Genomic DNA, 18,852 nt, shown 5'->3' on the forward strand with positions numbered 1-18,852 from the left:
GTGTGATTGAGAGTGATGAAATGTTAACTAGAATTATAACAGCTTTGGTAGGTATACCCATCGTATTTATTACTGTCATGTATGGAGGGGTAGCGTTTAATACCCTTTTATTTTTGATTATGGTGTTGGGTTTTAACGAATACTTAAAAATAATATCAATTAAAAATGTCTTTTATAATACTACCTCAGCAATACTTGCATTGTTGTTGATATTTACTGAATTAGATGTATTCCTTGTTATTTTAATAGCAGGAATTATCCTGTCAATTTATATTCGAATAATGAATTTTAAAAATACACAGCTAAAAGAACTAGGTTTACTGACATGGGGTTTTATCTACATACATGGGGTATTATATCTTTTAAAAGAAATTAGAAACTTGGAAAATGGCTTAATTTTAATTTTTTTATTACTACTTATAACTTGGGTTACTGACTCAGGTGCATACTTTGCAGGAATAAATTTTGGCAAGAGAAAGCTTTCACCAGCTATTTCCCCTAAGAAATCAATTGAGGGCTTAGTGGGAGGAGTTTTACTTGCAATTATTAGTGTTCTGATTTTTAACTATTATTTCAATTTGGGTAATCATATTACAATGGTGATCTTTGCCCTCAGTGGAAGTGTCATTTCTGTATTTGGGGACCTTTTTGAATCATCCATAAAAAGGGAGTACAAAATAAAAGATTCTGGAAACATATTGCCAGGCCATGGTGGAATTTTAGATAGGATAGATAGTTTGCTGTTTTTGATTCCGTTGGCATATGTTTTTATAACCTACATAATATAAATGGGGTGTTACTATAAATGAACATAGGGATTCTTGGTTCAACAGGATCAGTTGGAAGTCAAACATTGGACGTAGTAGAACATAGTCCTCACATAAAAGTATATAGTCTAGTTGCCAATAGTAACTATGCAGTCATGGAACAACAGTGTCGAAAATTTCAACCGAAGCTTGTAGCTATGTATGATGAGCATGCAGCAAAAAAATTAAAAGCTTTATTATCTGATACAAGAATAAAAGTAACCTCAGGCTTAGATGGAATAATAGAAGCTTGCTGTCAAGGGGAAGTTGATCTTGTTGTTTCTTCAATTGTGGGAAAAGCTGGGCTTATACCAACATATCAGGCCATATTACATAAGAAGCAAATAGCTTTAGCAAATAAAGAAACATTAGTAATTGCCGGTCACATAATAACAGATGCAGCTAAAGAGAATAAAGTGGATCTTTTACCAGTGGACAGCGAACACTCAGCAATCTTCCAATGTTTACAGGGAAACCATATTAAGGACATAAATAAAATTATCCTAACGGCTTCAGGAGGTCCTTTTAGGGGTAAAGACCTTGATTTTTTAAGGAATGTAACTGTTGAAGATACACTTAAACATCCAAACTGGAGTATGGGAAAGAAAATCACTGTGGACTCAGCTACCCTAATAAACAAAGGGCTAGAGGCCATCGAAGCTAAGTGGTTATTTGACACTTCCTTAGAGAAAGTGGAGGTTGTAATTCATCCACAAAGTATCATTCATTCTGCAGTTGAATACATAGATGGAAATGTTATAGCTCATTTAAGTCCCCCTGATATGAAATACGCGATCCAATATGCATTAAATTATCCTAAGCGGCTTAAAAATAATTTTCAAAAATTGAATATTTTTGAGCACACACTGAGCTTTGAAAAACCAAACTTGGATGTATTTCAAGGTTTAAATCTCTGTATAGAGTCAGGTATAAGGGGTGGAAATGCTCCTGTTGTACTTAATGCAGCTAATGAAGTGGCTGTTGATTATTTCTTAAAGGGCAAAATTAAGTTTTTAGAAATACCTCAAGTTATATCTGAAACACTTGAGAAACATAAGTTCTTAGTAAAGCCTAGTTTAGATGAAATTTTGGAATTTGATCAGTGGGCAAGAATTACGGCTAAGGAGCAAATTGAGAGAAAGGGTGTTATCTAAATGACTATCCTTATAGCAATTATTGTTTTTGGATTATTGATTCTAGTCCATGAACTAGGGCACTTTTTAACAGCAAAGGCAGTTGGAATGAAAGTTGAAGAGTTTGCCATAGGCTTTGGTCCAGCTATTATTAAATTTAAAAAAGGTGAAACATTGTATGGTATAAGAATATTTCCCCTTGGTGGATATGTTAAGGTCCTTGGCGAGGAAGGTAAAGACGTAGAAAGTGAAGATAGTTACCAGTCAAAAACAGTACTACAAAGATTCTTGTTTGTTTTTGCTGGGGCTTTTATGAATTTTGTACTGGCAGTTGTTATTTTCATGATAATCTTTCTTGCTGTGGGTGTCCCTGCTGATATACCTGAAATAGGATCTGTGGCAGAGCAGGGAATAGCAGATATAGCAGGTTTTAGGAAAGGTGATCATGTTTTAGAGATAGATGGGGAGCCAGTCAAAACATGGACTGAACTAGTTGAACAAATTAGCACTTCACCTGGTGAAGAGTTGGATTTTAGGATATCAAGAAATGGTCAGATTATCAATCTGCAAGTAACTCCGCGATTTGATGATCAAACTGAGCGTGGTATGATAGGTATTGGATCGCCCACTAAGACCGTGGCATTATTTGAAGGGGTTAAAGCTAGTTTTCGAGAAACACTTTCTGTTGCAACTTTAATTGTTGAAAGTCTTCAAATGCTTTTTAGAGGTAAGGCTTCAACAAGTGATATTGCTGGGCCCGTTGGGATAGTTGTTATGGTAGGGGAATCTGCAAGGCATGGTTTATCATCGTTACTTTACCTTACAGCTTTGTTAAGTGTAAACCTAGGGATTCTTAACCTGCTTCCTGTTCCAGCCCTAGATGGTAGTAGACTAGTTTTTCTTCTAATTGAGGCAGTTAGGGGTAAACCCATTGACCCAGAAAAAGAAGGATTAGTACATATTATTGGATTTGGACTATTATTACTTCTGATGGTCTTCATTTTGTACAATGATATTATAAACTTTATAATACCTTAGAGGTGTATCTTATGTTAAATAACAGAAAAACAACCCGTGAAATCCATGTGGGTTCAATCAAAATAGGTAACAAACATCCTATAGTTATTCAATCAATGACTAATACTAAAACTGAAAATGTTGAAGAAACAGTAAAACAGATTAAGGACCTACAGGATAAAGGATGTCAAATTGTTAGGATTGCTGTTCCTACACTGGCTGCAGCTAAAAATATTGCACAGATTAAGAGTCAGGTAAATATTCCCTTAGTTGCTGATATTCATTTTGATTATAAACTAGCACTTGTGGCTATGGAAAATGGCATTGATAAAGTACGTATAAATCCTGGTAACATTGGCTCTAAAGAAAATATAATTAAGGTTGTCACCCTTGCCAAAGAAAAGGGTATCCCCATTAGAATAGGGATAAATGGTGGGTCACTGCCTAAAGATATCCTTGAAAAATATGATAATAGGCCATCGGCAGAAGCCATGGTTGATGCTGCTCTAAGAGAAGTTGCACTCTTAGAGGAACTAGATTTTAAAGACATATGTATTTCAATAAAATCATCTGATGTTCTAGAGACAATTAAAGGTTACACACTATTATCTGAAAAAGTGGATTATCCTCTGCACCTAGGTATAACAGAGGCAGGTCTTAAAGATGTTGGTACAGTTAAATCATCAATAGGTCTAGGAGTATTGTTATATAATGGGATAGGAGACACTATTAGAGTCTCTTTGACAGGAGATCCAACACAGGAAATTGATGTTGCATACAACATCTTAAAATCTTTGAAGCTTCCCATATCTATTCAAAGGTCAGAAGTCATTTCATGTCCTACCTGTGGTAGATGTGATGTTGGACTAGAAAACTTAGCAATCCAAGTAACTGAAAGACTGAAAGAGTTTAAAACACCTATAAAAGTTGCTGTCATGGGTTGCGTTGTTAACGGACCTGGTGAGGCTAAAGAATGTGATTATGGTATAGCAGGTGGCAAAGGGAAAGGTGTAATTTTTAAAAAAGGGAGCATACTAAAAACAGTTCCAGAAGAACATTTAGTAGAAGAGCTCTTTGCTATTGTTAAAGGTGACTTCCTTGACAAATAACACTAGAATGAATATAATACTTTAAAGAACAGTTAACGTTGAAAAAAGCCAAGTAAATTGTAAATGACAGTACAGGGAGCAAAGGGGATTGAGAACTTTGCCTGTCATCAATTGAAACCCACTTTTGGAGTTAACAGGATTGCCCCTTTATCGGCTTTTGAGGAGAATATCAAATTATTGATATTAATATGGGTGGTACCGCGGAATTCAATCTTCGTCCCTAGAGTTATTTGGGATGAAGATTTTTTGTTTTTATAAGCTATTAACTATTAGCTATTAGCCGTTAGCTCTTAGATTTTGAAATCAAAAAGATCATGTAGATCTGTGGCAAAAGTTCTAAAAATCACTAGCTCTTAAAATCAGTGATAATCAGTGTTGATTCGTGGCTAAGCCCTTGAACTAGCTTTTAGCTTTCGAGATCAAAAAGATATGTAGATCTGTGGCAAGGCTCTAAAAATCACTAGTTTCTAAAATCAGTGATAATCAGTGTTAATCCGTGGCTAAGCCCTTGAACTAGCTTTTAGCTTTCAAGATCAAAAAGATCATGTAGATCTGTGGCAAAGCTCTTAAAATCACTAGCTCTTAAAATCAGTGATAATCAGTGTTAATCCGTGGCTAAGCCCTTGAACTAGCTTTTAGCTTTCAAGATCAAAAAGATATGTAGATCTGTGGCAAAGCTCTTAAAATCACTAGCTCTTAAAATCAGTGATAATCAGTGTTAATCCGTGGCTAAGTCCTTGAACTAGCTTTTAGCTTTCAAGATCAAAAAGATCATGTAGATCTGTGGCAAAGCTCTTAAAATCACTAGCTCTTAAAATCAGTGATAATCAGTGTTAATCCGTGGCTAAGCCCTTGAACTAGCTTTTAGCTTTCGAGATCAAAAAGATCATGTAGATCTGTGGCAAAGCTTTTACAAAAATCCGTGGCTAAAAATCACAAGCAAAGCCACAACAACACAACATTTTCAATAATCTCGGCGCAGAAGCGCATTAAAAATAATATATTACAATAATAGGAGGATAATAGTATGAGAACATCTAAATATTTTATGCCAACACTGAGGGAGGTCTCCTCAGAGGCAGAGACAATCAGTCACCAGCTAATGTTAAGGGCGGGGCTAATAAGGAAGCAAGCGGCAGGGATTTACACTTACTTACCCCTTGGATTTAAGGTTTTAAAGAAAATTGAAAACATAGTCCGACAGGAAATGGAAAAAAGTGGATGCGTTGAAATATTAGCTTCTGCTATGCAAAACTCTGAACTGTGGCAAGAGTCGGGACGTTGGTCTGAGTACGGAGCAGAAATGTTTCGTTTAAAAGATAGGCATAACAGGGATTTTTGTTTAGGTCCCACCCATGAAGAGATTTTTACTGACTTAATGAGAAATAATGTAAACTCATACAGACAACTTCCACTAACGTTATTTCAAATTCAGACAAAATATCGTGATGAGAGAAGGCCAAGGTTTGGTGTTATCAGAAGTAGAGAATTTATTATGAAAGATGCATATAGCTTTGATTTAGATGAGGCAGGATTAGACCTAAGCTATGAAGAAATGTATAAAGGATATAAAAGAATATTTGATAGATGTAGTCTTAAATATCAAGTGGTTGAGGCAGATACAGGAGCTATAGGAGGTAGTTCATCCCACGAGTTTATGGTAATAAGTGAAGTAGGAGAGGACGACTTAGTTTTCTGTGAAAAATGTGGTTACTCTGCAAACGTTGAAACAGCCATCTCTAAAGAAAGATCATTTGCAGATCTAACTGAAGATGCCATAAGTGGTAAAAAAGAAAAAGTATACACTCCAGATGTTACTACAATAAGAGATGTTGCAGATTTTCTGAAAACAAGCAGTGAGAAAATTTTAAAAGCTGTTCTATACACAGATGAAAAAGGCCGAGTTTATATGTGCCTTCTACCAGGTGATAGGGAAGTAAATGAAATTAAACTTAAAAAATTATTAGGTTTAAAAGAAATAGAACTTGCAACAGAAGAGCAAATTAAAGAGATTACTGGCTCGAAACCTGGTTTTTCAGGACCAATAGGCCTAAAAAAAGAAATTTTCATAGTTGCAGATAGTGAGATCAAATCAATGAAGAATTTTGTGGTGGGAGCCAATGAAGAAAATCACCATATTATTAATTGTAATAATAGTGACTTTAACATAAATGTCTATGGGGATTTAAAGACAGTAATAAACGCAGATATGTGCCATAACTGTAGCGGTAACTTAAGTAGTTCTAAAGGTATAGAAGTAGGGCATATCTTTAAACTAGGAACAAAATACTCTGAAAGTCTTAACGCTAAGTATCTAGATAATAATGGAAAAGAAAAACCCATGGTTATGGGTTGCTATGGAATAGGTGTTACCAGAACCCTAGCCGCAATTATTGAGCAAAACAACGATGAAAACGGTATTTTATGGCCACTGAACTTAGCACCCTTTGAAGTGGCTGTTATTCCTGTAAACACAAAGAATGAAACCCAAACAAAACTTGCAGAGGAAATTTACCAAACATTAAAGGAAAATAGAATTGACGCCATTTTGGACGATAGAAATGAAAGAGTTGGAGTTAAATTTAAAGATATGGATTTAATAGGTATTCCCCTGAAAATAGTAATAGGAAAAAATGCAGCAGAAAACAAAGTAGAAGTAAAGTTTAGGGACAAAGACGAGGCTCAAATTGTAGAAGTGTCTGAAATACTAAAAATAGTACAGGACTATTACACCAATTAAAGGAGGATTTATCATGAGTAATACCATTACTTGCATCATACCAGCATATAACGAAGAAAAAACCATTGGTAGTATTTTAGATACCCTAAAAAAAGTTGAAATGGTTGATAATATCATAGTTGTAAGTGATGGTTCCGTGGATAGAACTGCTGAGATTGGCTTAAGTAAAGGTGTAAAAGTTATTGACCTTAAGGAAAACAAAGGAAAAGGCGGAGCCATGCAAGCAGGACTTGATTCAACGGATGCAGATATAATACTTTTCCTAGATGCTGATTTAATAGGTCTTACACCAACACATGTGGATAGTTTATTAGAACCTGTTGTTAAAGGTAATGCCCTAATGACCCTAGGTGTGTTCACAAGCGGAAGAAGGACAACTGACCTTGCTCAAAAAGTCGCACCATATCTTTCAGGTCAAAGGGCAATAAAAAGACAACTACTAAATCAAATTTCTGACTTAGAAGTAAGTCGTTTTGGTGTAGAACTAGCCCTTACAAGGTTCGTGGAAAAAAAAGAAGTAGGGGTTGAGGTTGTACAACTCCCAGATATGAGCCATGTCATGAAGGAAGAAAAGCTAGGCCTTGTTAAGGGCTTTGTTGCAAGGTTAAAAATGTACTGGGAAATTGTAAATTATTTCCTAAAAAATCCTAGCTAAGGGAGGATATTATGGATTATTTACAGTATTTAGGCGCTTTAGCCTTATCTATTTTGCTAGGAAGTATAATAGGTCTTGAAAGAGAAGCAAATAATCACCCAGCTGGTTTTAGGACCCACGCTTTAGTTTGCGTGGGTTCTGCCCTATTATCTATTGTCTCTTGGAGTATCTATGAATCTTTTAATCAAACTGGAGATCCGGGAAGAATTGCAGCCCAGGTAGTTAGTGGGATAGGGTTTTTAGGTGCTGGAACCATCATGAGAGAAGGGGCTAACATTAAAGGGTTGACCACAGCAGCTAGCCTTTGGACTGTGGCTGCAATTGGTATCGCAGTTGGCTTTAAGTATTACTTCATAGCCATAACTACTACTGTATTTGTAGTGATGGTTTTGCAATTTTTTTCTATACTTGAGAAAAAGTTTATATTTACTAAACAGCTATTAAATATTACAATAATAGTTGAGGATAAACCAGGTATGTTAGGTGAAATAGGGCGTAAATTAGGAAACTTAAACGTGAGTATTCGTAATGTGTATATGGAATCTAAAAATGGAAAAATGCACGTTAATTTACATCTAAAAATCCCTCCAAAACTAAGCGTAGATAACATAATGAGAGAGCTTATGGATTCTGACGGTATACTAGGTATAGACTATCAAGATTAGCAGGTGAGGCCTATGACTATAGATAAATTAATTAATAATCCCAATATAAATATACAAAAAATTTCTGTATCAACCCATCGACAAGGATGGGTTATTTACATAACTGGCCCGGCCAGTATAGTGAATGATTTAAAGACCCTTGAAAAAAAGATAATCAGTGAAGTTGCCGGACTTAAAGAAGTGTGTTTTTGTATATTAAAAGATGGGACAAGCCCTCAAGACGATGAGATTATAAAATTAAACTTAGATTTTATAAAGAAGCAACTGGCAACTGAATTCCCTGCTGTGCAAAGCACAATAAGTAATTGGAAGTTAGAAGTGAAATCACAGAACATTATTTTTTCCTTAAACAACAACCTCCAACATTATTATGTTAACATGAAAAGTATTCACAGATGGCTTGAAAAATTTGTTTGGGACACTTGGAGGCAAGAAGTTAAAGTAGATTTTATACTAGATCAAAGTTCTAATGTTCCACTAACCAAACATAAGGAAAAGGAAAAGGAATATATACTAGAACTTGTTAAAAAGATACCAGATAAAAATGTGGAAGTTAGTAAAGGCGATGCCGTATTAAGGGGAAAAAATATAGTCAAAGACCCCAAACCAATCTTTGAGATAATCGAGGAAGACAGAAATATATGTATGTGGGGAAAAGTAATAACTTTTGAACAAAGGGAGCTTAGGTCAGGTAGAACATTAGTAACCTTCGATATTTGCGACTACACAGACTCCATATCATGCAAGTTATTCCTAGAGGAAGGGGAAAAATTCCCTACCATTAACCCTGGGACCTTCATAAAAGTTTATGGAAATATTCAGCACGATAAGTATTCACAAGAACTCACGGTATTACCCCGGGACGTAAACAAAATAAGTATTGAACTAAAAAAAGATAGTGCTGAAATTAAAAGGGTAGAGCTACATGCACATACTAAAATGAGCTCAATGGATGCTACCACTTCCGCAGCAGACCTCGTTAAAAGAGCTGCACATTGGGGACATGAAGCAATTGCCATAACAGACCATGGAGTTGTTCAGGCTTTCCCTGATGCTTATGATGCAGGCAAAAAACATGGTGTTAAGATAATTTACGGAGTAGAGGCATACCTCGTTGACGATATGGATAACAATATTGTTATAAATCCTAAGAACAAAGCATTGAAGGATATAACCTACGTGGTTTTTGACCTCGAAACAACAGGACTCGATTCTAAAAATGAGGAAATAATTGAAATTGGTGCTGTAAAGATGAGAGATGGTGAAATAGTTGACCAATTTTCGGCCCTTATTAAACCTGATAAGATAATACCGGACAAGATAACTGAAATCACAGGCATAACAAATGAGCATGTAAAAGGTTCTCCTTCCATAGACACAGTTTTACCTGAATTTCTTGAATTTTGTGGTGAAAGTACACTTGTGGCTCACAATGCTAATTTTGACTATGGGTTTTTAACTAATTGGTGTCAAAAATTACAGTACGACCTTAACACATGTGTAATTGATACTCTTTCCTTAAGTCGAGCATTAGTAAGAGATGTAAAAAATCATAAACTAAATACGCTAGCTAAGCATTTTGGGATAGAACTTAAAAACCATCATAGGGCAGTTGATGATTGTAAAGCTACAGCACAATTATTTAAACACCTCTTAGATGAATGTACCAAACTAGGATGTAATGATATTAAATCATTAACAAAAATACCCATAGAAGGTAATATCAAAAACCAAAAGAGCTTTCATTGTATTTTACTTGTTAAAGACCCTACGGGGTTAAAAAACCTATATAAACTTATATCCTTTGCCCATACAAAATACTTTTATCGTCAACCTAAGATTCCAAAATCACTAATAAACAACTTTAGGGAAGGTTTAATTATTGGATCTGCATGTGAAGCAGGGGAAATTTTTAAAATGTTTTTAGATGGAAAACCAAACAATGAAATAGAAGAAAAAGCAAGATTTTATGATTACCTAGAAATACAACCAGTGGATAATAACGAGTTTTTGGTTAGAGATGGCTTTGTGCAGGGGCGAAGGGATATTGAAGAAATCAACAAACAAATAATTGCCTTAGGGGATAAGCAAAATAAACTTGTGGTGGCAACAGGTGACGTGCACTTTTTAGATGAAGATGACTCCGTGTATAGAGAGATATTGATGGCAGGTAAAGGCTTTGCAGATGCAAGCAATCAACCACCTCTGCATTTTAAAACCACCCAAGAGATGCTAGATGACTTCTCTTACCTTACAAAAGAACAAAGGGAAGCGGTAGTTATACACAACCCTAGAGCAATAGCAGAACAAATAGAAATACTACAACCTATACCTGACGACCTCTTCACACCTAAAATCGAAAACTCCGATGAAATGCTAAGGGACATGTGTATTAAAAGGAGTGAAGAGCAATACGGTATACCAGTACCCGATACTGTAAAAGCTCGCCTTGAAAAAGAGTTGAACTCTATTATTAAACATGGTTTTGGGGTAATATATTATATTTCTCATAAACTGGTTACCAAATCTTTAAGTGATGGTTACTTAGTAGGATCTAGAGGATCCGTGGGGTCTTCCTTAGTGGCGACCTTTTCCGACATAACTGAGGTTAATCCACTGCCACCACACTACCTATGCCCAATCTGCAAATTCTCGGAGTTTTACGAAGATGGTTCTGTAGGTTCTGGTGTTGACTTGCCTGATAAAGATTGTCCTAAGTGTGGAAATAAGTTAAAAAAAGATGGTCACGATATCCCATTTGAAACATTTCTAGGGTTCAATGGTGACAAGGTCCCAGATATTGATTTGAACTTTTCAGGTGAATATCAACCAATGGCACATAAATATACAGAAGAGCTATTTGGAAGGGATTATGTGTTTAGGGCAGGGACTATAGCCACAGTTGCTGAAAAAACTGCATATGGCTTTGTCCAAAACTACCTATCGGACAAAAATCTGAGAAAAAGAAGCGCAGAAGTTAACAGACTTGTTCAAGGGTGTACAGGAATAAAAAGGACAACTGGACAGCATCCAGGTGGTTTAATGGTAGTTCCTAATTATATGGATATCTACGATTTTTGTCCTGTGCAACATCCTGCTGATGATAGAGAATCTACAACAATAACCACACACTTTGACTATCATTCAATTGGTGACAATTTGTTAAAGCTTGATATATTGGGGCATGATGATCCCACTGTCATAAAAATGTTAGAGGACATTACAGGACTAAACGCACTGGAGATTCCCCTAGACGATAAAAAAACAATGTCATTATTTTCATCAACAAAAGCCATCGGACTTAGTGAAAAAGAACTAGGTTCTAAGGTTGCTACTTTGGGTATACCTGAGTTTGGAACTAAGTTTGTTAGACAGATGTTAGAGGATACTAAACCTACGACTTTTTCTGAGCTTGTGCGAATAAGTGGTCTCTCACACGGAACTGATGTATGGTTGAATAATGCACAAGAATTGGTAAAGAATAATATTGCAACACTTTCAGAAGTTATATCAACAAGGGACGATATAATGGTGTATTTAATCTATAAAGGTTTAGAGCCTTCCATGGCCTTTACAATTATGGAAAGTGTTCGTAAAGGTAAAGGATTAAAAGAGGAACATATTAAATCCATGAAAGAAAACAACGTCCCAGACTGGTACATTGATTCTTGTCTGAAGATAAAATACATGTTCCCGAAAGCCCATGCAGTTGCATATGTTACAATGGCCTTTAGAATAGCTTATTGTAAAGTTAATTACCCCTTAGCATTTTACGCTGCTTACTTCACCGTACGAGCCGATGAATTTAACACGGAAATGATAAAAGAAGGTGAAAGAGGTGTCCGTAATCAAATTCGGGCATTAAACGAAAAGGGAAACAATTTAACAACAAAGGAAAAATCTCAACTGACAGTGCTAGAAATAATTTTAGAAATGTTCTTAAGGGGTTATACTTTTAATAAAGTAGATCTTTACAAATCCTATCACAGTAATTTCATTATTGAAGGTAAAACCTTAATTCCTCCTTTTATTGCAATTGGTGGATTAGGAAAAAATGCTGCAATAAGTGTGGTGGAAGCTAGGGAAAAAGGGCAATTTATTTCCATCGAAGATTTAAGACAGAGAACAGGGCTGTCTAAAACGGTATTACAGACAATGCAAGACTTAGGTTATTTAGAAGGTTTACCCCAGACAAATCAACTTTCCCTGTTTTAACTGTTGCAAAAAACTAAGTAAAGTGGTACAATTTTACTTGGAAGAATGTGTGTATGAGTGGGGAAACCCACTCTTTCTTATTACAACTTCTTAAAAAATGAGGTGAAAGACAATGAAAAAAGAACATTTAGAAAAAATTACTCTCATGGCAGAAAAAATAACCAAGGAACACAGCTTAGAACTTGTGGATGTACAATTCAATAAAGAAGGTGGAGCTTGGTTTCTTAGGGTATATATTGATAATCTAGCAGGAGAGGTAACCACTGACCTGTGTGCACAAATTAATAAATTACTTTCTACATACTTAGATGACTTAGACCCAATCGAACAACAGTATTTTTTAGAAGTTTCGTCACCAGGTATTGAAAGGCCACTTAGAAAACCAGAAGATTTTTCAAGGTTTAAAGGCCACTTAGTTCGTGTAAACACATATACCAAAATAGGTGGACGCAAAGTTTTTGTAGGAACTTTAGACGAACTAGAAAACGGAATACTTAGGATAGTTGATGAGGATACTGAAGAAACAGTGGAATTACAATATGACAACGTGGCTAATGTTAAGCTTTCCATAAATTTTTAAAAGGAGGTGTCCAAATTTGGACAGTGTAGAATTTCTAGAAGCATTAAAAGAGATTTCAAAAGAAAAAGGTGTAAACGAAGACATAATGTACGAAGCCCTAGAAGCAGCTTTGATAGCAGGATATAAAAAAGATAATTCCAGCGCGGAAAACGTCTACGTAGAGGTTAATAAAGATAAGGGTGTATTAAAGCTTTTTGCTGTCAAAGATGTAGTGAAAGATGTTGAGGATATTAAAACACAAATATCCCTAGAAGAAGCTTTAAAGGTAAATCCTTCTTTAAATGTAGGTGACAAAGTAACCCTTGAAGTTACTCCTAAAAAGTTTGGAAGAATTGCTGCTCAAACAGCCAAAGGTGTTGTGGTACAAAGACTTAGGGAAGCTGAAAGAAGTGTTGTTTATAATGAATTTGTAAATAGAGAGCAAGACATAGTCTCTGGTCTAGTACAAAGGATGGAAAATAAAAATATATTCATAGACCTGGGTAAAACCGAAGCTATACTTCCTCCAACTGAGCAAATCCCCAATGAGCAATATAAACAAGCTGAAAGGGTTAAGGCTTTCGTTTTAGAGGTAAAAAACACTTCAAAAGGACCTCAAATCTTTGTGTCCCGTAGTCATCCAGGTATGATAAAAAGACTTTTTGAATTAGAAGTTCCAGAAATTTTTGATGGCATAGTTCAAATTAAGTCTGTATCAAGGGAAGCAGGATACAGATCAAAAATTGCTGTATATTCTAAAGACCCTGATGTGGATCCTGTGGGGGCTTGTGTTGGTCCCAAAGGTATGAGGGTACAAACAATTGTAAATGAGCTAAAGGGTGAAAAAATAGATATAGTTAATTGGAGCGAAGACCCTAAGGAATACATATCTCAAGCTTTGAGTCCTGCTAAGGTTGTGTCTGTTGAAGTTCTAGCGGATGAAAAAATAACGAGGGTTGTGGTCCCAGACAACCAACTATCTTTGGCTATTGGTAAAGAGGGTCAAAATGCAAGACTAGCTGCAAAGCTTACAGGTTGGAAAATTGATATTAAGAGCGAGAGCCAAGCAAAAGGCGAATAGGTGATAACTATGAAAGAAAGAAAGATACCTGAACGTATGTGTGTAGGTTGTCAACAGATGAAGTTAAAAAAAGAGCTTATTCGGGTTGTAAAACCTAAAGAAGGGGACATAGCCTTAGATCCTACAGGGAAGCTAGCAGGTAGAGGCGCGTACCTTTGTAATGATATTGATTGTTTTAAAACAGCTTACAAGTCCAAAAGATTAGAAAGGTCTCTCAAAACTCAAATACCTGTGGGGATATATGAACAAATCCAATCACGATTCACTGACTAGTCTACTTGGGTTTGCACAAAAATCCGGAAATGTAAGCTCAGGTTCTTTTGCTGTTTTAAAATCAATTGATAAAAATCATGCTAAACTTGTAATAATAGCTGAAGATATAAGCGAAAATAGTATTAAGAAAATACGGGAAAAGTGCAACAGTAAAAAAATTCCCATTATAAAGTTTGCAACAAAAGACACACTAGGTCATTATATTGGCAAAGAATTAAGGGCAGTTATCTCAATTAATAATGATAATTTTGCTGAAAATATACTGAAAAAATGGGAAGGTGGAACATTATAGAGTAGATGGGGGAATGAATATGAGCAAATTTAGAGTTTATGAAATCGCTAAGGATTTAAGTTTAACTAGTAAAGAACTTATGGAGAAACTATCCAGCCTTAATATAAATGTTAAGAGTCATATGAGCTCAGTTACTGAAGTAGAGTTTGAAAAATTATATAATCATTTAAATAAAAAAGAAGAAAAAACTGAGCAAGTAGTAGTTCAAAACAATAGCACTAACCAGAACTCTCAAAAACAGGAAAAACAAGAGAGAACAAAGAAAAAGAAACGAAAAAAAGATAAACCAAAAGGCAATTTTAAAAGAGAAGTAAAAGTAGAAAAGGATGATTCTATGACAGAAAAAATTATTAAATTAGAAAACGGTTCACTAACAGTAGGGGAACTAGCTGAAAAACTTGGACAAAATTCTTCAACTATTATCAAAAAGCTAATGGGACTTGGCATTATGGCTAACCTCAATCAAGTAATTGAAATTGACACAATAGAAATTTTAGCCTTAGAGTTCGGTTATGAAGTTCAAATTGAGCAAAGTGATGGAATCCAAGATGACATCATTTCAATAGAACAAGATGAGCCAGACCAACTAAAGGACAGACACCCTGTGGTTACTGTATTAGGTCATGTAGACCACGGAAAGACAACATTGCTAGATAGTATAAGACACGCCAGTGTAACCAAAGGAGAAGCTGGTGGTATCACACAACATATTGGTGCCTATCAAGTGACTGCAAACGGCAAAAAAATAACATTCATCGATACTCCAGGCCATGCAGCTTTTACTGCTATGAGGGCAAGGGGAGCTAAAGTAACTGATATAGCAATTTTAGTAGTTGCTGCCGATGACGGAGTAATGCCACAAACAGTTGAAGCATTAAACCATGCTAAGGCTGCAAATGTACCAATTATAGTTGCAGTAAACAAAATGGACAAACCAACTGCAAACCCCGATAGAGTTAAGCAAGAACTAACAAACTATGGTTTGGTTTCAGAAGAATGGGGTGGAGATACTATTTTTGCTCCAATTTCTGCATTAAGTGGAGAAGGTATCGACAACTTACTAGATCTTATTCTTTTAGTTGCGGAAGTCCAGGAACTAAAAGCTAACCCTGATACACATGCTAGCGGTACTGTCATTGAATCTAAACTAGACAAAGGTAGGGGCCCTGTTGCAACAGTTTTAGTCCAAAGGGGTACCCTTAAAGTTGGAGATTCCTTAGCATGCGGTACAACAGCTGGTAAAGTAAGGGCTATGATCAATGATCAAGGAAAACAAATCAAAAAAGCTGGTCCTTCTACACCCGTTGAGATTCTAGGACTTTCAGAGGCGCCAGGTGCAGGTGAAATTTTTAAAGTTTTTGCTGATGATAAAATTGCTAGAAACATTGCGGAACAATATGTTCAAAAAAATAAAGATGAACTGCTTAAGAAAAACACCCCTGTTTCTTTAGATGACCTATTCAAATCCATTCAAGAAGGACAGATTCAGGAGTTAAACATAATTATTAAAGCTGACGTACAAGGTTCGGCAGAAGCACTAAAACAATCCCTTGAAAGACTTGACCATGAAGAAGTTAAGGTAAGAGTAATTCATAGTGGGGTAGGTGCTATCAATGAGACAGATATTACATTGGCCTCTGCTTCTGGTGCTATAATAATTGGCTTTAATGTAAGACCAGATGCTGCATCCAAAAAAATCAGTGACGATTTAAACGTGGATGTAAGGTTATACAGAATTATTTACAATGTAATTGAGGACGTGGAAGCTGCTATTAAAGGTATGCTAGCACCTAAGTTTGAAGAAGTTGTTCTAGGAAAAGCCGAAATCAGACAGATATTTAAAGCGTCTAAAATAGGTAACATAGCAGGAAGTTACGTGCTAGAAGGGAAGATAACTAGAAACGACCCTGTTAGACTTATTCGTGATAGTATTGTTATATATGAAGGTACACTAGACACCCTTAAAAGATTTAAGGATGACGCTAAAGAAGTTGCTGCAGGCTTCGAATGTGGTATTGTATTAGAAAAATACAATGATGTTAAAGAAGGCGACATTGTAGAGAGCTTTACAATGAAACAAATTGAAAGAACTTAAAGATTCGAGGTGAACTTAATGTCACAAAGAACCATAAGATTAGCAGAAAACGTAAAACTTGAACTAAACGATATAATAAGAAAAAACATAAAGGATCCTAGGGTTGGCTTTTGTACTATTACTTCTGTAGAATTAACAGGAGATCTCAGGCATTGTACTGTTTTCCTAACTTTTTTAGGGGACGAAAAGAAGCAAAAAGATGGTTTTAAGGGTCTTCAAAGTGCAAAGGGTTTCATTCGCAGTGAGTTAGGAAAAAGACTAACAATACGTCATACGCCAGAGCTTCATTTCAAAGTTGATGAATCCATAGAACATGGATCTAAGATATCAAAAATCTTAAATGAGCTTAATCGAAATGAATAAACAATTAGATCAAATAGTTGAATTCATAAAAACAGAAGATAACTTTTCTATAGTTGCCCACCAGTCGCCAGACGGAGACAGCCTTGGATCTATACTAGCTTTAGGGCTATCGCTTAAGAATATGGGAAAAAGGGTCAGGATGTATAGTTCTGACCCTATTCCTAAACAATTAAGTTTTCTCGAGATTATGGATCAAATCGTAATAGGCGTGCCAAAAGATAAAGACAGTGTTTTAATAGTTCTTGATTGTAGTGATGAAAAGAGACTTACTACTCAAAACATTCACCCTCAAGAGTTTAAATATGTAATTAACATTGATCACCATCCAGCAAATACTATGTTTGGTAACCTAAACTTTTGCGTGGATAATAAGATAGCAACTTGTGAATTAGTTTACTTTCTGCTACAGCAACTGCCAATTAAGATGGATGTGCCAATAGCAGAAGCATTATATCTCGGTATTATTACCGATTCAGGGTTTTTTGGCTACGATAACACAACTGCTGGCACCCATAACATAGTGGCAGACTTGCTAACAATAGGTGTGCACCCTAACAAATTCAAAAAGAATCTTGAAAAAAAACCATTTAAATATCTTAAGTTATTAGGTATGCTATTTTCCAAAATACAACAAGATAAAACAGGTAAAGTATCATACCTTCGTATCAAGAAGGAAGATTTGATCTCTCAAGGAATTGAAGATTTCAGTGACCTAGACGATATGGTGGATTACTTACGAAATATTGACGGTACAGAAGTTGCAGTCTTTATTAAAGAAGATGGAGATCAGTATAAGTTTAGCCTTCGTTCAAACTCAAGAATTGATGTGGGCAATTTATGTAGACAGCTAGGTGGTGGCGGTCATAGTAAGGCTGCTGGATTCTCAACAAATGAAAACCCCACATTAATATTAGAAAAAATACTTGAGGAAATTTCTTAAGTTATGGTTAGGGGAACTCATATGAAAGATGGAATTTTAAATATACTAAAGCCAGCTAACATGACATCCCATCAAGTGGTTGCTCATGTTAGGAGGAAACTGAAAATCAAAAAAGTTGGACACACTGGGACACTAGATCCCAATGCCATGGGCATACTACCTATTTGTATAGGTAGAGCAACAAGGGTTAGCGAATACGTCATGGACTTAAATAAGAAATACCGTGCGGAAATAACCTTTGGTATATCCTCTGACACAGGGGATTTATATGGTGATATTGAAGTGTTGGCTAATGACTTTACTTTGAATTCAACTACTCTTAATACATCAATAAATAAGTTTAAAGGTAAAATAACACAAATCCCCCCTATGGCATCAGCTATAAAAGTAGCGGGTAAAAAACTCTACGAATATCATAGACAAGGTAAAGATGTTGAGATACCAAAAAGGGAAGTAAATATTTATGACATCTCGTTAGTGAACGGCTTTCCTATAGGCTCAAAAACGTGTTATATAGATGTACATTGCTCAAAAGGCACTTATATAAGGACACTATGCCAAGATATCGGTAAAGACCTAAAACTAGGGGCTTTGATGTCATATCTTATTCGAACTGAGGTTGGTCCTTTTAATTTAGACAACTCTATTTTTCTTGATGATTTAACGGAAGAGAATTATACTGATTTTCTATATCCTGCAGACTTTGTGTTATATAAACTTACTAAAGTAATTTTGACAGACAAAGAGGTTTTTCAAATAAAAAACGGTGTTTCAGTATTACACCCAATCAATAATGACGATGATATATATAGAGTTTATGATAAAGAGGATAATTTTGTAGCTATTTGCACGAATAATAAAGGAAAATTAAAACCCCAGAAGGTTTTTATCTAAGCTAGGGAGATGAAG

At 35.6% G+C, this 18,852-nt stretch carries 16 protein-coding genes and 1 other annotated feature; all 16 genes read left to right on the forward strand.

Annotation, left to right across the window (positions count from 1 at the left end; all coding sequences use genetic code 11):
• Window positions 1–20 precede the first annotated feature (20 nt).
• Entirely contained in the window at window positions 21–788 is a 768-nt protein-coding gene (locus tag HYG86_RS17545; protein WP_281391333.1) for a phosphatidate cytidylyltransferase, read from the forward strand.
• A 17-nt stretch (window positions 789–805) separates the two neighbouring features.
• Window positions 806–1,960: a 1-deoxy-D-xylulose-5-phosphate reductoisomerase gene (locus tag HYG86_RS17550; protein ID WP_213166847.1), complete on the forward strand. Its 1,155-nt coding sequence runs from the start codon at window positions 806–808 to the stop codon at window positions 1,958–1,960.
• Window positions 1,961–2,977: an RIP metalloprotease RseP gene (rseP, locus tag HYG86_RS17555; RefSeq protein ID WP_213166848.1), complete on the forward strand. Its 1,017-nt coding sequence runs from the start codon at window positions 1,961–1,963 to the stop codon at window positions 2,975–2,977.
• A gap of 11 nt (window positions 2,978–2,988) precedes the next feature.
• Window positions 2,989–4,065, forward strand: coding sequence for a flavodoxin-dependent (E)-4-hydroxy-3-methylbut-2-enyl-diphosphate synthase (gene ispG / locus HYG86_RS17560; protein WP_213166849.1), 1,077 nt, complete (start codon window positions 2,989–2,991; stop codon window positions 4,063–4,065).
• Between the two features lie 29 nt (window positions 4,066–4,094).
• Window positions 4,095–4,290, forward strand: a binding site (T-box leader).
• Between the two features lie 802 nt (window positions 4,291–5,092).
• On the forward strand, window positions 5,093–6,805 hold the full coding sequence (locus tag HYG86_RS17565; RefSeq protein ID WP_213166850.1) for a proline--tRNA ligase: 1,713 nt from the start codon (window positions 5,093–5,095) through the stop codon (window positions 6,803–6,805).
• A 13-nt stretch (window positions 6,806–6,818) separates the two neighbouring features.
• Window positions 6,819–7,460, forward strand: a complete 642-nt coding sequence (locus tag HYG86_RS17570) for a glycosyltransferase family 2 protein (protein ID WP_213166851.1) — start codon at window positions 6,819–6,821, stop codon at window positions 7,458–7,460.
• Window positions 7,461–7,471: 11 nt separating this feature from the next.
• On the forward strand, window positions 7,472–8,125 hold the full coding sequence (locus HYG86_RS17575) for an MgtC/SapB family protein (RefSeq protein WP_246451838.1): 654 nt from the start codon (window positions 7,472–7,474) through the stop codon (window positions 8,123–8,125).
• Window positions 8,126–8,137: 12 nt separating this feature from the next.
• On the forward strand, window positions 8,138–12,340 hold the full coding sequence (locus HYG86_RS17580) for a PolC-type DNA polymerase III (RefSeq protein ID WP_213166852.1): 4,203 nt from the start codon (window positions 8,138–8,140) through the stop codon (window positions 12,338–12,340).
• A gap of 112 nt (window positions 12,341–12,452) precedes the next feature.
• Complete coding sequence (locus HYG86_RS17585) at window positions 12,453–12,920, forward strand: ribosome maturation factor RimP (protein WP_213166853.1); 468 nt, start codon at window positions 12,453–12,455, stop codon at window positions 12,918–12,920.
• Window positions 12,921–12,936: 16 nt separating this feature from the next.
• The gene (nusA, locus tag HYG86_RS17590; protein ID WP_213166854.1) at window positions 12,937–13,980 is read left to right on the forward strand and encodes a transcription termination factor NusA; all 1,044 of its coding nucleotides are present in this window, start codon (window positions 12,937–12,939) and stop codon (window positions 13,978–13,980) included.
• A gap of 9 nt (window positions 13,981–13,989) precedes the next feature.
• Window positions 13,990–14,253, forward strand: a complete 264-nt coding sequence (gene rnpM / locus HYG86_RS17595; protein WP_213166855.1) for an RNase P modulator RnpM — start codon at window positions 13,990–13,992, stop codon at window positions 14,251–14,253.
• Window positions 14,222–14,545: a L7Ae/L30e/S12e/Gadd45 family ribosomal protein gene (locus HYG86_RS17600; protein WP_213166856.1), complete on the forward strand. Its 324-nt coding sequence runs from the start codon at window positions 14,222–14,224 to the stop codon at window positions 14,543–14,545. The genes rnpM and HYG86_RS17600 overlap by 32 nt, the downstream gene beginning before the upstream one ends.
• Window positions 14,546–14,564: 19 nt before the next feature.
• Window positions 14,565–16,640 (forward strand): translation initiation factor IF-2, encoded by a 2,076-nt coding sequence (gene infB, locus HYG86_RS17605; protein ID WP_213166857.1) that lies wholly within the window; start codon window positions 14,565–14,567, stop codon window positions 16,638–16,640.
• A gap of 18 nt (window positions 16,641–16,658) precedes the next feature.
• The gene (gene rbfA, locus HYG86_RS17610; RefSeq protein ID WP_213166858.1) at window positions 16,659–17,003 is read left to right on the forward strand and encodes a 30S ribosome-binding factor RbfA; all 345 of its coding nucleotides are present in this window, start codon (window positions 16,659–16,661) and stop codon (window positions 17,001–17,003) included.
• Window positions 16,981–17,943, forward strand: a complete 963-nt coding sequence (locus tag HYG86_RS17615; RefSeq protein ID WP_213166859.1) for a DHH family phosphoesterase — start codon at window positions 16,981–16,983, stop codon at window positions 17,941–17,943. The genes rbfA and HYG86_RS17615 overlap by 23 nt, the downstream gene beginning before the upstream one ends.
• A gap of 21 nt (window positions 17,944–17,964) precedes the next feature.
• Window positions 17,965–18,837, forward strand: coding sequence for a tRNA pseudouridine(55) synthase TruB (gene truB / locus HYG86_RS17620; protein WP_213166860.1), 873 nt, complete (start codon window positions 17,965–17,967; stop codon window positions 18,835–18,837).
• The last annotated feature ends 15 nt before the right edge of the window (window positions 18,838–18,852 follow it).

The organism is Alkalicella caledoniensis, from assembly GCF_014467015.1.
Lineage (GTDB): Bacteria > Bacillota > Proteinivoracia > Proteinivoracales > Proteinivoracaceae > Alkalicella > Alkalicella caledoniensis.

What these genes read in the sequence shown, in the direction of transcription:
- rbfA (WP_213166858.1), top strand. Translation starts at nt 16,659, where the DNA reads ATGTCACAAAGAACCATAAGATTAGCAGAAAACGTAAAACTTGAACTA.
- HYG86_RS17585 (WP_213166853.1), top strand. Translation starts at nt 12,453, where the DNA reads ATGAAAAAAGAACATTTAGAAAAAATTACTCTCATGGCAGAAAAAATA.
- truB (WP_213166860.1), top strand. Translation starts at nt 17,965, where the DNA reads ATGAAAGATGGAATTTTAAATATACTAAAGCCAGCTAACATGACATCC.
- ispG (WP_213166849.1), top strand. Translation starts at nt 2,989, where the DNA reads ATGTTAAATAACAGAAAAACAACCCGTGAAATCCATGTGGGTTCAATC.
- HYG86_RS17570 (WP_213166851.1), top strand. Translation starts at nt 6,819, where the DNA reads ATGAGTAATACCATTACTTGCATCATACCAGCATATAACGAAGAAAAA.
- infB (WP_213166857.1), top strand. Translation starts at nt 14,565, where the DNA reads ATGAGCAAATTTAGAGTTTATGAAATCGCTAAGGATTTAAGTTTAACT.
- HYG86_RS17545 (WP_281391333.1), top strand. Translation starts at nt 21, where the DNA reads ATGTTAACTAGAATTATAACAGCTTTGGTAGGTATACCCATCGTATTT.
- rseP (WP_213166848.1), top strand. Translation starts at nt 1,961, where the DNA reads ATGACTATCCTTATAGCAATTATTGTTTTTGGATTATTGATTCTAGTC.
- HYG86_RS17580 (WP_213166852.1), top strand. Translation starts at nt 8,138, where the DNA reads ATGACTATAGATAAATTAATTAATAATCCCAATATAAATATACAAAAA.
- rnpM (WP_213166855.1), top strand. Translation starts at nt 13,990, where the DNA reads ATGAAAGAAAGAAAGATACCTGAACGTATGTGTGTAGGTTGTCAACAG.
- HYG86_RS17615 (WP_213166859.1), top strand. Translation starts at nt 16,981, where the DNA reads ATGAGCTTAATCGAAATGAATAAACAATTAGATCAAATAGTTGAATTC.
- HYG86_RS17600 (WP_213166856.1), top strand. Translation starts at nt 14,222, where the DNA reads ATGAACAAATCCAATCACGATTCACTGACTAGTCTACTTGGGTTTGCA.
- HYG86_RS17575 (WP_246451838.1), top strand. Translation starts at nt 7,472, where the DNA reads ATGGATTATTTACAGTATTTAGGCGCTTTAGCCTTATCTATTTTGCTA.
- HYG86_RS17565 (WP_213166850.1), top strand. Translation starts at nt 5,093, where the DNA reads ATGAGAACATCTAAATATTTTATGCCAACACTGAGGGAGGTCTCCTCA.
- HYG86_RS17550 (WP_213166847.1), top strand. Translation starts at nt 806, where the DNA reads ATGAACATAGGGATTCTTGGTTCAACAGGATCAGTTGGAAGTCAAACA.